The 13,272-nt window shown below is 71.0% G+C and carries 13 protein-coding genes; 9 read left to right on the top strand and 4 right to left on the bottom strand.

The window, feature by feature from the left end; translation table 11 throughout:
* Positions 1 to 2: 2 nt before the first annotated feature.
* Positions 3 to 836: a nitrilase-related carbon-nitrogen hydrolase gene (locus SACCYDRAFT_RS04995; RefSeq protein WP_005454186.1), complete on the bottom strand. Its 834-nt coding sequence runs from the start codon at positions 834 to 836 to the stop codon at positions 3 to 5.
* Positions 837 to 979: 143 nt separating this feature from the next.
* Here SACCYDRAFT_RS04995 and SACCYDRAFT_RS05000 point away from each other — a divergent pair, with 143 nt between their 5' ends.
* From SACCYDRAFT_RS05000 to SACCYDRAFT_RS05015, 4 genes are all read left to right on the top strand, one after another.
* Positions 980 to 2,023, top strand: coding sequence for a methionine synthase (locus tag SACCYDRAFT_RS05000; protein ID WP_043537079.1), 1,044 nt, complete (start codon positions 980 to 982; stop codon positions 2,021 to 2,023).
* Between the two features lie 11 nt (positions 2,024 to 2,034).
* Positions 2,035 to 2,763, top strand: coding sequence for a hypothetical protein (locus tag SACCYDRAFT_RS05005; RefSeq protein WP_408640298.1), 729 nt, complete (start codon positions 2,035 to 2,037; stop codon positions 2,761 to 2,763).
* 11 nt (positions 2,764 to 2,774) lie between these two features.
* Positions 2,775 to 4,961 carry an NAD-dependent DNA ligase LigA gene (ligA, locus tag SACCYDRAFT_RS05010; RefSeq protein WP_005454193.1) on the top strand — a complete coding sequence of 729 codons (2,187 nt, stop codon included), beginning with the start codon at positions 2,775 to 2,777 and terminating at the stop codon, positions 4,959 to 4,961.
* A gap of 79 nt (positions 4,962 to 5,040) precedes the next feature.
* On the top strand, positions 5,041 to 5,541 hold the full coding sequence (locus SACCYDRAFT_RS05015) for a GNAT family N-acetyltransferase (protein WP_005454195.1): 501 nt from the start codon (positions 5,041 to 5,043) through the stop codon (positions 5,539 to 5,541).
* Positions 5,542 to 5,609: 68 nt separating this feature from the next.
* On the opposite strand, the gene SACCYDRAFT_RS05020 is transcribed toward SACCYDRAFT_RS05015, so the two are convergent.
* Together SACCYDRAFT_RS05020 and SACCYDRAFT_RS05025 are read right to left on the bottom strand one after the other, a co-directional pair.
* Positions 5,610 to 6,221 (bottom strand): hypothetical protein, encoded by a 612-nt coding sequence (locus tag SACCYDRAFT_RS05020; protein ID WP_005454198.1) that lies wholly within the window; start codon positions 6,219 to 6,221, stop codon positions 5,610 to 5,612.
* A gap of 74 nt (positions 6,222 to 6,295) precedes the next feature.
* A complete protein-coding gene (locus tag SACCYDRAFT_RS05025; RefSeq protein WP_005454200.1) occupies positions 6,296 to 6,949 on the bottom strand; it encodes an ACT domain-containing protein in 654 nt (217 codons plus the stop codon).
* Positions 6,950 to 7,176: 227 nt separating this feature from the next.
* Between SACCYDRAFT_RS05025 and gatC the strand changes: the two genes are divergently transcribed.
* Genes gatC through SACCYDRAFT_RS05045 form a run of 4 tightly spaced genes read left to right on the top strand, consistent with a single transcriptional unit; the run spans position 7,177 to position 11,028 of the window.
* The gene (gatC, locus tag SACCYDRAFT_RS05030) at positions 7,177 to 7,476 is read left to right on the top strand and encodes an Asp-tRNA(Asn)/Glu-tRNA(Gln) amidotransferase subunit GatC (RefSeq protein WP_005454202.1); all 300 of its coding nucleotides are present in this window, start codon (positions 7,177 to 7,179) and stop codon (positions 7,474 to 7,476) included.
* Positions 7,473 to 8,981, top strand: coding sequence for an Asp-tRNA(Asn)/Glu-tRNA(Gln) amidotransferase subunit GatA (gatA, locus tag SACCYDRAFT_RS05035; RefSeq protein ID WP_005454204.1), 1,509 nt, complete (start codon positions 7,473 to 7,475; stop codon positions 8,979 to 8,981). The genes gatC and gatA overlap by 4 nt, the downstream gene beginning before the upstream one ends.
* Entirely contained in the window at positions 8,978 to 10,483 is a 1,506-nt protein-coding gene (gatB, locus tag SACCYDRAFT_RS05040; RefSeq protein WP_005454205.1) for an Asp-tRNA(Asn)/Glu-tRNA(Gln) amidotransferase subunit GatB, read from the top strand. The genes gatA and gatB overlap by 4 nt, the downstream gene beginning before the upstream one ends.
* A gap of 2 nt (positions 10,484 to 10,485) precedes the next feature.
* Entirely contained in the window at positions 10,486 to 11,028 is a 543-nt protein-coding gene (locus SACCYDRAFT_RS05045; RefSeq protein ID WP_005454208.1) for a hypothetical protein, read from the top strand.
* On the opposite strand, the gene SACCYDRAFT_RS05050 is transcribed toward SACCYDRAFT_RS05045, so the two are convergent.
* On the bottom strand, positions 10,988 to 12,175 hold the full coding sequence (locus SACCYDRAFT_RS05050) for a PQQ-dependent sugar dehydrogenase (protein ID WP_005454210.1): 1,188 nt from the start codon (positions 12,173 to 12,175) through the stop codon (positions 10,988 to 10,990). The genes SACCYDRAFT_RS05045 and SACCYDRAFT_RS05050 overlap by 41 nt on opposite strands.
* Before the next feature lie 72 nt (positions 12,176 to 12,247).
* Here SACCYDRAFT_RS05050 and SACCYDRAFT_RS05055 point away from each other — a divergent pair, with 72 nt between their 5' ends.
* Positions 12,248 to 13,168 (top strand): 2-hydroxyacid dehydrogenase, encoded by a 921-nt coding sequence (locus tag SACCYDRAFT_RS05055; RefSeq protein WP_043536170.1) that lies wholly within the window; start codon positions 12,248 to 12,250, stop codon positions 13,166 to 13,168.
* The last annotated feature ends 104 nt before the right edge of the window (positions 13,169 to 13,272 follow it).

The raw sequence follows: 13,272 nt of genomic DNA on the forward strand, positions 1-13,272 counted from the left end.
GCTCAGTCGTCGCCGCTTTCGAGCATCAGCCGCTCCAGCTCGCGCCGCAGCAGGCCCATCCGCGCGTCCGCGAGCAACGGGATCTCCCGCCTGCGCCTCCGTACGGCGGTGAGGTCGATGTCGATCACCGTCAGCGACTCCTCCCAGTTGGGCGCCGTCGCGACGGCCGAGCCCCACGGGTCGAGCACGCGGGAGCCGCCCCAGAACCGTACTCCCGCCTCGTCGCCGACGCGGTTCACGAACACCACCCAGCACTGCTGCATGCGTGCCGTGAAGGTGAGCAGGTCGTGCCAGTACTCGGCGGGGTCGAACGAGCCGCCCGTCAGCTTCGCCGCGCTGTTGGCCGGAACGATGAGCAGCTCCGCGCCGTCCTGCGCCGCCAGCCACGGCAACATCGGTTGCCACGCGTCGTTGCAGACCAACGTCGCGAACCGGCCGTGCGCCGTGTCGAACGCGCGCAGGTGCTGGCCCGGGTTGGCGTGCTTGCGCTCCTCCCAGATCAGGTAGTTCGGCAGGTAGAGCTTGCGGTGGTTGTGCACGAGCCTGCCGCCGGAGAGGTACAGCGCCGAGTTGTGCCTGCGGATGCGCCCGTCCTCCAGCAAGCCGATCACCACGTCGGGGCCGTGCTTCGACAGCGTGGCGAGACGCGGATCGTCCGGCCACAGCGAGATGTCGTCCGCCAGTTGCCCCAACGCGTATCCGGTGAGAGACAGCTCCGGGAACACGACCAGGTCGGCGTCCTGGGCCGCCGCGTCCTTGATGATCCGTTCGGCGTCCGCGAGGTTCCCCTCCACGTCGCCGAGCCGGCAGTCGGTCTGCGCCAGTGCCACTCTCATGCGTCTCACCTCCCCTTCCACGAAGCAGCGCGAACATCTGCGACGGTACGGCACGACGGCGTGTTCCGGTGCCGGTGAATCGTGTGGTGAACAGCGCGGACCCGGCGGTGGCCGCGCGTGTGGACGGCGGCACAATCGGTGGCGTGAGCAGTGGTGAGACACAGCGCGTCTGGGCGCCGGGAGCGGCGACGGGGGTCGGGTCGATGCCGGGTGTCGACGCGGGGGAGGCGGCCGCCGTCGTGTTCGGTGAACTGCCCGGTTTCCCGCACCTGCCCGAGCTGCCCGCACGCGGAGTCGGTGCCGACCTGATCGGCCGTGCCGCGGCGCTGCTCGTGGACCTGGCCGTGGAGGTCGTGCCTTCGGGTTACCGGGTCACGGCGAGGCCGGGACGCGACCATCGGCGGGCCGTCGACCTGCTGCGCTGGGACGTCGACGCGGTCACCGAGGCCGCCGAGCACACCCGCCCGCCGGTCGTGAAGACACAGGTCGCCGGGCCGTGGACGCTGGCAGCCGGGACGGAGCTCCCCCGAGGGCACCGGGTGCTCACCGATCCAGGGGCGCTGCGCGACTTCACGGACTCGCTCGTGGAGGGGCTGTCCGCGCACGTCACGGAACTCGCCGACCGCACCGGGGCGCGCGTGGTGGTGCAACTCGACGAACCCTCCCTGCCCGCCGTGCTCGCCGGTGCCCTGCCCACGCCGTCCGGATACGGCACGGTGGCCGCCGTGCCGGAGCCGCAGGCGCGCGAGCTGCTCGGCACCGTGATCGAGGCCGCCCGCGCCGCCACGGGGTGTCCGGTGGCGGTGCACTGCTGCGACCGGCTCCCGCCCGTGGGCCTGCTGCACGGGGCGGGAGCCGACGCGATCTCGCTCGACGCGACCCTGCTCGGCGGTGCTCCCGGAACGCTCCTCGACGAGGTCGGCGAGGCCTGGGACGCCGGTGTGACGTTCCTGTTGGGGCTGGTGCCGAGCGTGGCGCCCGAGCGGCGGCCGGAGCTGAGGGAGCTGGCGCGTCCGGCGTTCGACCTGGTCGACCGGCTCGGTTTCGCGCGGTCGATGCTCGCCGAGCGTGCCGTGCCCACGCCCACCTGCGGACTCGCCGGTACCACCGGAGAGTGGGTGCGGCGCGCCCTCTCCCTCGCCAGGGATCTGGGCAAAGCGTTCGTCGAGCCCGTCGAGGGCTGGTAGTAGTGGCGGGCATGCGACTGTTCCGCCGACGTCCGCGAGCGCACCACGGCAGCGCGGGCGGTCTCGACCCCGAGGCCGGACCCGCGCCCGACCCCCGGACCCCGTGGCCCGAGAGCCCCGTTCCCGCCGACCCGGAGGAGGCGGCGGCCGGGTTCTGGCGCCACTGGCAGGACGTGCTGCCCGACCTGAGTGCCGCGCTCGGTGAGGGCAACCCGCGGGCGGCCGAGACGTTGCTGTGCGAGGCCGTCGCGCGTGTGCACCCGGAGCTGCAGTTCTCCCTCGAACGCGGGCAGCGTGCCGTCTACGCGCTCGTGGTCAGCGGCCGGGAGGACCCCGCGCTGCGCCCCTACACCGACGCCTGGAAGGCCGCGGCACCACCCGACGACGCGATCTGGGAGTACCACGACTCCGTGCCCCCGGTGCCCGATCCCGCCGGAGTGACGGTCAACCTGGGCGCGCACCGGCTCGCGCTGGCGGACGTGCGGGTCGTGGCCCAGGTCGACGAGGCCGAAGGCGTGGTCGACGTGGCCGTGCACCACCCGGTCTTCGCCGACCTCGACGAGTCCGGACGCACCGCGATGACGTTCCTGCCGTTGGAAGCCACGCTCGGCGAGCGGATGGCGGGCGAGCGCCTGCGGCGGGTGGAGACCGCGGTCGCGCCACCGCAGAGCACCATCAGCCTCGGTGAACTTCGCGACCTCGTCCTCGGCCTGGCGGGAAGTGTCGGTGAGCCTGACTAGGCTCTTCAGACGTGAGCACTGAGGACCTGGCGGCGAGCGAGGAGCTGGCGGAGTCGGGAGCGGTCGCCGACAGCGGCCGGGAGGCCACGCGCCACGCCGACATCGAGGACATCAAGGACGTACCCGCCGACGTGCGGGAGCGGCACGCGGCGCTCGCGGAGGAGATCCGCGGCCACCAGTTCCGGTACTACGTGCTGGACGCGCCCACGGTGTCCGACGCCGAGTTCGACCGGATGCTGCGCGAGTTGGAGAACCTGGAGGCCGAGCACCCGGGGCTCTCCTCGCCCGACTCACCCACCCAACAGGTCGGGGGCACGTTCTCCACGGAGTTCAACGCCGTCGACCACCTCGAACGCATGCTGAGCCTCGACAACGCGTTCGACCTCGACGAGCTGAGGGCGTGGATCGACAGGGTGGAGCGCGAGATCGGTGGCAGCACCCGGTACCTCTGCGAGCTCAAGGTCGACGGACTCGCCGTCAACCTGCTGTACGAGAACGGCAGGCTCACCAGGGCCCTCACCCGTGGCGACGGCCGGACGGGGGAGGACGTCACGCTCAACGTCCGCACACTGCAGGACGTGCCCGACCGGCTGACCGCCACCGACGAGTTCGGCATACCGGAGCTGGTGGAGGTGCGCGGTGAGGTGTACTTCCGTGTCGAGGAGTTCGCCGAGCTCAACGCCCAGCTCGTGGAGGCGGGCAAGTCGCCGTTCGCCAACCCGCGCAACGCCGCCGCGGGCTCACTGCGGCAGAAGAACCCGAAGATCACGCGCACCAGGCCGCTGCGGCTCATCTGCCACGGCCTCGGCAAGCGCACCGGGTTCGAACCCGCGCGCCAGTCCGAGTCCTACGACGCGCTCGCGGCGTGGGGGCTGCCCGTGTCGCCGTACAGCAAGGTGATCGACTCGCCCGAGGGACTCGTCGAGCACATCCGCTACTGGGGAGAGCACCGGCACGACGCGTCCTACGAGATCGACGGTGTGGTGATCAAGGTCGACGACGTGTCGCTCCAGCGGCGGCTCGGCGCGACCTCACGAGCCCCCCGGTGGGCCATCGCGTACAAGTACCCGCCGGAGGAGGCCAACACCACGCTGCTCGACATCCGCGTCAACGTCGGCCGTACCGGTCGGGTCACGCCGTACGCGGTCATGGAGCCGGTGAAGGTCGCCGGGTCCACGGTGGCGATGGCGACACTGCACAACGCCCAGGAGGTCAAGCGCAAGGGCGTCCTCATCGGCGACCGCGTGGTGATCCGCAAGGCGGGCGACGTGATCCCCGAGGTGCTCGGTCCCGTGGTCGACGTGCGCACCGGCTCCGAACGCGAGTTCGTCATGCCCACCGAGTGCCCCGAGTGCGGCACTCCCCTGCGGTACGAGAAGGAAGGCGACGTCGACATCCGTTGCCCGAACGCGCGGTCGTGTCCCGCGCAGTTGAGGGAGCGGCTGTTCCATCTCGCCGGGCGGGGTGCGTTCGACATCGAGGTGCTCGGGTACGAGGCCGCGAGCGCGCTGCTCCAGTCCGGTGTGATCACCGACGAGGGCGACGTGTTCGAGCTCGACGAGGAGCGACTGTCGCGAGTCGAGTTGTTCGTCACCAAGGCGGGCACGTTGTCCGCCAACGGCAGGCGGCTGCTCGACAACCTCGACGCCGCGAAGGACCGTCCGCTGTGGAAGGTGCTGGTGGGGTTGTCCATCCGGCATGTCGGGCCCACGGCGGCTCAGGCTCTCGCGCGGGAGTTCGGGTCGGTGGACGCCATCGACGAGGCCGACGAGGAACGGCTCGCCGAGGTCGACGGGGTCGGCCCCACCATCGCGCGGGCCGTGCGGGAGTGGTTCGCGGTCGACTGGCATCGCGAGATCGTGGAGAAGTGGCGCCGCGCGGGCGTTCGCATGGAGGCCGAGCGTGACGCGTCCGTCCCCCGGAACCTCGAGGGGCTGTCCATCGTGGTCACCGGATCGCTGGCCGGGTTCTCGCGCGACGAGGCCAAGGAAGCCATCATGGCGCGCGGCGGCAAGGCGGCGGGCTCGGTGTCGAAGAAGACCGCGTTCGTCGTGGTGGGCGACGCGCCGGGCTCGAAGTACGACAAGGCGGTCCAGCTCAAGGTGCCGGTGCTGAACGAGGACGGCTTCCGCGTCCTGCTGGAGCGCGGCCCGGACGCCGCCGCCGAGGTGGCGGAGGTCACCGAGGCGTCGGAGTGACACCGTGTCCGCGGCCTGCGCACGCGTGTTCGCGGTTCCCGCACGTACGTGAACGTCCGCAAAGGAGACGAGTACAGCCGTGAGTGACATCGTCGTACGTCCGGCTCGCCCGGACGAGTTGCCTGCTGTGGGGGAGGTGACCGTCGCCGCATACCGGGCCGACGGATATCTCGACGACGGCGACGGCCGTGCCTACACGCGGTCACTGCGGGATGCGGCGCGGCGCGCCGAGCACGCCCACCTGCTGGTGGCCGTCGACGGTGCGGGCGAGCTCGTGGGTACGGCCACGGTCGCCGAGCCGGGTTCCGCGCTGGCGGAGATGTGCGGCGAGGGTGAGGCGGAACTGCGCATGGTCGCGGTGGCCCCGCACGCGCGGGGGCGCGGCGTGGGGGAGTCGCTGACGCGGGCGTCGCTGGACCTGGCCTGTGAACGCGGTGCGAGGCGCATGGTGCTGTGCAGTCTCGCCGCGATGACCACGGCACACCGGCTGTACGAGCGCCTCGGCTTCGACCGTGTCCCCTCGCGCGACTGGTACACGGACGGGGGCCTGCTGCTGATGGCGTTCACCAAGGACCTCTGAGGCCCGGCGTCACAGCGGACACCGGGTCCGCAGGCTGTGCACAGGTGTTCGCACTTCCCGCACGGTGGTCACCAGCGGGTGTCGTGACGGAGCAGCACGACGACCACCAGCAGCACGTGCACCACACCGAGAGCCGCGACGGCCGTCCCGCCCACGCCGAGATGGTCGACCACATGGGTGAGCACGCGGCGGCTGTGGGACTCCGGGTCCGCCAGTACCACGCAGGCGAACGCCGTCGCGGCCACCGCCGCCCCGGCGAGCACCCAGGCACCGCGCCGGCCGTCCAGGCCGAAACGGTGCACGATCACCCGGCCCGCGCGCAGGATGCGCCGCACCTTCAGGATGCGGAACGCCCCGAAGGCCAGCAGGACCCGCAGCACCTGAACGGGACCGACGACGAACACCACGGCAGGCACAGCGAGGGCCACGATCAGTAGCTGGAACCGGTAGCGGCGCACGAAGACCCGCGCGCTGCCGCTGACCCACAGCAGTGTGGCCGACTCGCCGAGCAGCACGGCCAGCGACAGCCAGTTCAGGATCGTGCCGATCGTTCCCGTGACGCCGGGGGTGGTGGTGAGGAAGACCGCGGGCACCGACACGAGCGCAGCCGCGAGCACGGGAACGGCGAGCTGTTCGTGGGCCCGCCGCGCCCGCTCGTTCGGCGGTCCGAGGTCGGGCATCAGGGCATGACGGTACGCGCCCGATTCGGCACGACGGGAAGTGCGGACACGCGTGCGCAGGCTGCGGACACGGCTCAGGAGTCCAGGACCACCGCCACGATGCCCGCCAGGTGGGCCAGCCGTGCGACTTCGGCGGCGCGGAACATCGGGCCGCCGGGCCTGCCCACGAGCAGTGCGCGGTCGGGTTTGCCCACGGGCGTGGCGGCGAGTTCGGTGCCGAGTTCGCGCCACATCTCCGGTACCCACGGTTCCTCGGCGTCGAGTACCGAGGCGCGCTCCAGCGGCAGCCACGGCAGTTCGCCGAGCGGCGCCTCCGGGGCCGCCGTCGACGACGCCAGCCGGGTGATGTCGCCGTCGTCGTACTGCACCACGAGCGACCACCCGGCGCGCACGATGCGTGGCACACCGTCGGCGAGCAACTCCAGCCCGGAGGCGGGCCGGGCCGCGATCTCCTCGACGAGCTCCAGCTCCCGGTGGGTGTCGAGGACACCCGCGTACGGCCGCACCGCGTCGACCTCGACGCCGTCGACGCTCTCGGCCGCGGTGATGAGCGTGTCGGGGAGTCGGCCCGACGGCAGCTCGACGACGAGGTCGTCGATCGCGATGCCGTTGCCGCGCTCGACGACGTCGACACTGAGTATGTCGGCACCCGCAAGGCCCAGGGCGCTCGCCACGGCGCCGAGGACTCCGGGGCTGTCCGGGAGCTGGACCCGGATCAGGAAAGACAACGTGGACCCCTTTCCTCGGCCAGTGTCCTCACCTCGTCCACTGCTCGCATTCGCCGACCGATGATTGTGACAGTTCCGACCCCCTCATGGGTAGTCGCCGTCGGCCCGGACCCGGAACGACCGGGTGGGGCCGCACGCCATAGACTGCCCTGGGTAGCACCCGAAATCGACAACACTTGAGACAACACTCGCGCCTTAAGAAACGAGAACATCCGGGAGTCGCCCGCGTGTCGAACATTTCCCGCGACGAGGTCGCGCATTTGGCCAAACTGGCGAGGATGGCCGTCACCGAGGAGGAACTGGACGTCTTCGCGGGCCAGCTCGACCAGATTCTGGACGCGGTGGCGAAGGTGTCCGAAGTCGCCTCCGACGACATTCCGCCCATGTCGCATGCCGTGCCGTTGACGAACACCTTCCGTGAGGACGAGATCCGGCCGGGTCTGAGTCAGCAGCAGGCGCTGGCGGGTGCGCCGTCCGCGGAGGACGGCAGGTTCCGGGTGCCGCGCATTCTTGGGGAAGAGCAGTGACCGATCTGACGAGGCTGTCCGCCGCCGAACTGGCGGAGAAGATCCACTCCCGTGAGGTGTCCTCCGAAGAGGTGACCCAGGCCCATCTGGACCGGATCGCCGAGGTGGACTCCGACGTCCACGCGTTCCTCCACGTCGATGCCGACGGCGCTCTGGCCGCCGCGCGGACCGTGGACGAGAGCCTGGCGGGCGGCGGCGAGCCGACCTCCGCGTTGGCGGGTGTGCCGCTGGCGTTGAAGGACGTGTTCACGACGAGCGACATGCCCACGACGTGTGGCTCGCGGACGCTGGAGAACTGGGTTCCGCCGTACGACGCCACGGTGACGCGCAAGCTGCGCGAGGCGGGCGTGCCGATCCTCGGCAAGACCAACATGGACGAGTTCGCGATGGGCTCGTCGACGGAGAACTCGGCGTTCGGTCCGACACGCAACCCGTGGGACCGGGAGCGCGTGCCCGGCGGTTCGGGCGGTGGTTCGTCGGCGTCGCTCGCCGCGTTCGAGGCTCCGCTGGCCATCGGCACCGACACGGGCGGGTCGATCCGGCAGCCCGCGGCCGTCACGGGCACCGTCGGGGTGAAGCCGACCTACGGCGGTGTCTCGCGCTACGGGCTGGTGGCGTTCTCGTCCTCGCTCGACCAGGGCGGTCCGTGCGCACGGACGGTGCTGGACGCGGCTCTGCTGCACGAGGTCATCGCGGGCCACGATCCGCTCGACTCCACGTCGATCGACATGCCGGTTCCGCCCGTGGTGCGGGCCGCTCGCGAGGGTGCTCGGGGCGACCTCACCGGCGTGAAGGTCGGTGTGGTGCGGGAGCTGTCCGGCGAGGGCTACCAGGCCGGTGTGCTGGCGTCGTTCGACGCCGCGGTGGCGCGGTTGCGCGAACTGGGCGCGGAGATCGTCGAGGTCTCCTGCCCGAACTTCTCGTACGGCCTGTCGGCGTACTACCTGATCGCGCCGAGCGAGTGTTCGTCCAACCTGGCCCGTTTCGACGCCATGCGTTACGGGCTGCGGGTGTCCGACGACGGTGACCACAGCGCCGAGGAGGTCATGTCGGCCTCGCGTGAGGCGGGTTTCGGGCCCGAGGTCAAGCGCCGCATCATGCTCGGCACCTACGCGCTGTCGTCGGGTTACTACGACGCCTACTACGGCTCCGCGCAGAAGGTCCGCACGTTGATCGCCCGCGACTTCACGGCCGCGTTCGAGCAGGTGGACGTGCTCGTGTCGCCGACGACGCCCACCACGGCGTTCCGCCTCGGTGAGCGCGTGGACGACCCGCTGGCGATGTACCTGGCGGACCTCGCCACGATCCCGGCGAACCTCGCGGGCAACGCGGCGATGAGCGTGCCCAGCGGACTCTCCGACGACGACGGCCTGCCGGTCGGGTTGCAGATCATGGCTCCGGCACTGGCCGACGAGCGGCTCTACCGCGTCGGCGCGGCCTACGAGGCCGCCCGAGGCCCGGTGCTGGACAAGATGCCTGAGCTGAAGGGAGCGCCGACACTGTGACAGCGGTTGCCGACCTGATGGACTACGCCGAGGTCGTCGAGTCCTACGACCCGGTGCTCGGGCTCGAGGTGCACGTCGAGCTCAACACGAAGACCAAGATGTTCTGTGGCTGCCCGAACCGCTTCGGTGGTGAGCCGAACACGCACGTGTGCCCCACGTGTCTCGGCCTGCCCGGTGCGTTGCCGGTGGTCAACGGCAAGGCGGTGGAGTCGGCGATCCGGATCGGCCTCGCTCTGAACTGCGAGATCGCGGAGTGGTGCCGGTTCGCCCGGAAGAACTACTTCTACCCGGACATGCCGAAGAACTTCCAGACTTCGCAGTACGACGAGCCGATCGCGTTCGACGGTTACCTCGACGTGGTGCTCGACGACGGTGAGGTCGTGCGCGTGGGCATCGAGCGCGCGCACATGGAGGAGGACACCGGTAAGTCACTGCACGTCGGTGGCGCGACGGGCCGCATCCACGGCGCGGAGCACTCGCTGCTCGACTACAACCGCGCGGGCGTGCCGCTGATCGAGATCGTCACCAAGCCCATCGTGGGTATGGGAGAGCGGGCGCCGGAGGTGGCGCGGGCGTACGTGACGGCGCTGCGAGACCTGCTGCGCGCCATGGACGTCTCCGACGTGCGCATGGACCAGGGCTCGCTGCGGTGCGACGCCAACGTGTCGCTGATGCCGAAGGGCGCGACCGAGTTCGGTACGCGCACCGAGACCAAGAACGTGAACTCGCTTCGCAGCGTCGAGCGCGCGGTGCGCTACGAGATGACGCGGCAGGCGGCGGTGCTGGCCTCGGGCGGCAGTGTCACGCAGGAGACCCGCCACTTCCAGGAGGCCGACGGCACGACGTCGGCGGGCCGGGTGAAGGAGACGGCGGAGGACTACCGCTACTTCCCGGAGCCCGACCTGGTGCCCATCGCGCCGTCGCGCGAGTGGGTGGAGGAGCTGCGGAAGACGCTGCCCGAGCTGCCGTGGGAGCGTCGCAAGCGCATCAAGGAGGAGTGGAACCTCACCGACGAGGAACTGCGTGACCTCATCAACACGGGCGCTGCCGACCTGGTGGCGGCCACGGTGGAGGCCGGGGCGAAGCCGAACGAGGCGCGTAGCTGGTGGGTGCAGTACCTGACCCAGCAGGCGAACGTGCGGGAGGTGGAGCTGGCGGACCTGCCCATCACGCCCGTGCAGGTGGCGCGCGTGATCGAGCTCGTCAACTCCGGTGAGCTGACCAACAAGCTCGCGCGTGAGGTCGTGCAGGGTGTGCTGGCCGGTGAGGGAGAGCCCGACGAGGTCGTGGACAAGCGGGGCCTCAAGGTCGTGTCCGACGACTCGGCGCTGATCGCCGCCGTCGACGAGGCGCTCGCCGCGCAGCCGGACGTGGCCGACAAGATCCGTGGCGGCAAGGTGCAGGCCGCGGGTGCCATCGTCGGTGCGGTGATGAAGGCGACGAAGGGGCAGGCCGACGCCAAGCGCGTGCGCGAGCTGGTGCTGGAGAGGGTCGGCGCCTGACCGTGTCGGTGCACGACCGTCGGGAGCCGGGCTGGTCGCCTGCCCGGATTTCGTGGCGTGAGTGGCTCGGCCTCGCGGCCGGGCTGCTCGCCGTCGGGTCGCTGTTTCTGCCGTGGACGCAGCTGAGCTCCGCTCACCCCGAGGTGAGCGCCGCGCTGGCCGAGTTGCCGGACTCCGACGTCCATCGCTCGGTGTGGCGGGCGACGTTCTTCGGCTGGCTCGCGCCGCTGCTCGTGGCGATCGCGGGTGCCTGCGTGGCGGTGTTCGGGCAGCGGCCCACTCTGCGGGTGGCAGGCCTGCCGCACCTGTGGTTGGTGGCCGCGGTGGTGGCCGCGTGCGCGACGGCTCTGGCGTGGGTGTTCCTCGACTGGGAGTTCGGCGAGGAACAACACGCCTTCCTGACCGAGAGCGGGGTGGCTGTGCAGGCCGCCCTGGGTCGGTACGTGGGAGCCGTTGCGGTGCTGGTGTCGCTCGTGGCGGCCGTGCTGGACGTGCGCGCGGCCGTCAGTCGCGGCCCGAACCGGAAGCGGGCTGGCGCACGATGATGACCACTCGGTCGTCGCTGGAGACCGGCGCGCCGCCGTCCTTGTTGACCGTTCCCGCGACGGCGACGTCGCCCGTCACCTGAGCGAGGCTGCCGAGCCGGCCGTAGGCGGTGCCGTTCTCTCCGTCCAACGTGATCTGTGGTTCGCCGCCGACCGAGCCGTCCTCCGTCAACGGCAGGTTCTGCACGTTGCCCGCCTCCTCGGTGGAGACGGCGAGCATGTCGGTCCAGTCGGCACAACCGCTGACGCCGGGCTTGTCCTTCCACGTCCAGGCGGGCACCGAAAGGTCCTCGCCCTCCTCGATCCGGTACACCACGTCGTGTTCCTTCGCCTGGTCGGTGACCCACAGCCGCGAGCCGTCGGCCGTGCCGCACATGCCTCCGGGCGCGTGCAGTCCGCTCGCGTACACGGCGGAGTCCGCCTTGGGGTTGCCCTTCGCAGGCTTGCCGGAGGGATCGATGCGCAGCACCTTCCCGGCGAGAGAGGCGGGGTCGGCGGTCGCTTTCGCGTTGCCCGCGTCGCCGGTGGCCACCAGGAGCGTCCCGTCGGCTCCGGCGAGCAACGCACCCCGGTTGTTGGTCGATCCCTTCGGGATGCCGGTGAGCACGGGCTTGGGGGCCTGCCCCTGCGCGAAGCGAACCACCCGGTTGTCGGCCGGGGTGGTGATGTAGGCGAAGACGAGGCCGTCCTCGGCGTAGGTGGGGGAGAGCGCGAGCCCGGTCAGACCGCCGTCACCGGTGGCCTCGACGTCCAGGGTCGCGAACTCCTGCTGCTCACCGTCGGTACCGACGAGGAACACCCGGCCGCTGCGACGCTCGCCCGCGAGAGCGGTCACGGTGGATCCGTCTGACGGCAGCGGCGCGACGGCTGACACCGTGTCGAGACAGGTGGCGATGACGGCCTTGTCGTAGTCGGTGCAGCCCTCGGGCGGGGGCACGGGAGTCTCCGACTGGGAGGGCCCGCGGGGAGCGGGGCTCTCGTCGACCTCGGGAAGCTCCGGTTGCGGTGCCACCTCCGCCGAGAGTTCCGGGGCGTCCCGCCAGTCGGTGGCGGCGGTCGAGTCGTCGAACCGCGCACAACCGACGGGCACGACGGCCACAGCGGCCAGAACCGCTATCGACCACGAGCGTCTCGGACCCCTGCGCACAGTGGTCCAGCCTAGGCGGCCCGAGGTGAACCTCGGGTAAGTGGGTCGCGACACATCGGCCACGATGGTGGGGTGACCATCACCGTTCTCGTTCCCGATGACGACGGCGTGACGGCGCTGTCGGAGGTGCCTGGCGTGCGGGCCGTGCGCTACCACGTCGACTCCCTCGCCGAGGGCGTGCCCGCCGAGGCCGCCGAGGCCGAGGTGCTCATTCCGGGCGCCAAGCCCGCCGCGTTGCTGCCGTTGCTCGATGCCATGCCGAGGTTACGACTGATCCAGCTGTTGTCGGCGGGCGCCGAGAACTGGACCGACCAGGTGCCGGACGGGGTGCTGCTGTCCACCTGCCGGGGCGCCCACGGGGGCAGCACCGCCGAGTGGGTCATGGCGGTGCTGCTTTCCACCTATCGGGGCCTTCCCGAGTTCGCCGAAGCCCAGCGGGCGAGGACGTGGAGCCCGAGCACCGGACGCACGTTGCAGGGCAGCAGGGTGCTGGTGGTGGGTGCCGGCGACGTGGGCAACGAGCTGCGGCGCAGGCTCGTCCCGTTCGACGCGTGGGTCACGATGGTGGGCTTCACCCCCCGTGAGGGCGTCCACGGGGTCGAGGAACTGCCGGAGCTCCTGCCGGACACCGACGTGGTGGTGTTGGTGACGCCTCTGACGTCACACACGAGGGGGATGGTGGACGCCGCGTTCCTCGCCGCGCTGCCCGACGGTGCACTGCTCGTGAACGCCTCCCGTGGACCGGTCGTGGACACCGACGCGTTGCTGGCCGAGCTCACCACCGGCCGGTTGAGCGCGGCGCTGGACGTCACCGATCCGGAACCGCTGCCCGCCGACCACCCGTTGTGGACCGCGCCGAACGTGGTCATCACTCCGCACGTCGGCGGGGCCGTTCGCGACGCGCGGCGCCGTTCGTACCGGGTGGTGGCCGCCGAGATCGAGCGCTACGTGCGCGGGGAGCTGCCGGACAACCTGGTGCAGGGCGAGTACTGATCCTCGGCGGGTGACCCACCGCCGACGTTCTGTGAGCCCGGAAGCTGTGAGGGACCGGCCGGTGGCAATGTCGGTTCAGGACAGTCACCCTTGTCGGGAGTGGT

Source organism: Saccharomonospora cyanea NA-134, assembly GCF_000244975.1.
Lineage (GTDB): Bacteria > Actinomycetota > Actinomycetes > Mycobacteriales > Pseudonocardiaceae > Saccharomonospora > Saccharomonospora cyanea.

Excerpts from the sequence above, each read along its gene's own strand:
- SACCYDRAFT_RS04995 (WP_005454186.1), bottom strand. The coding sequence starts at position 836 with ATGAGAGTGGCACTGGCGCAGACCGACTGCCGGCTCGGCGACGTGGAG.
- SACCYDRAFT_RS05020 (WP_005454198.1), bottom strand. The coding sequence starts at position 6,221 with ATGCCCGACCTCGGACCGCCGAACGAGCGGGCGCGGCGGGCCCACGAA.
- SACCYDRAFT_RS05005 (WP_408640298.1), top strand. The coding sequence starts at position 2,035 with ATGCGACTGTTCCGCCGACGTCCGCGAGCGCACCACGGCAGCGCGGGC.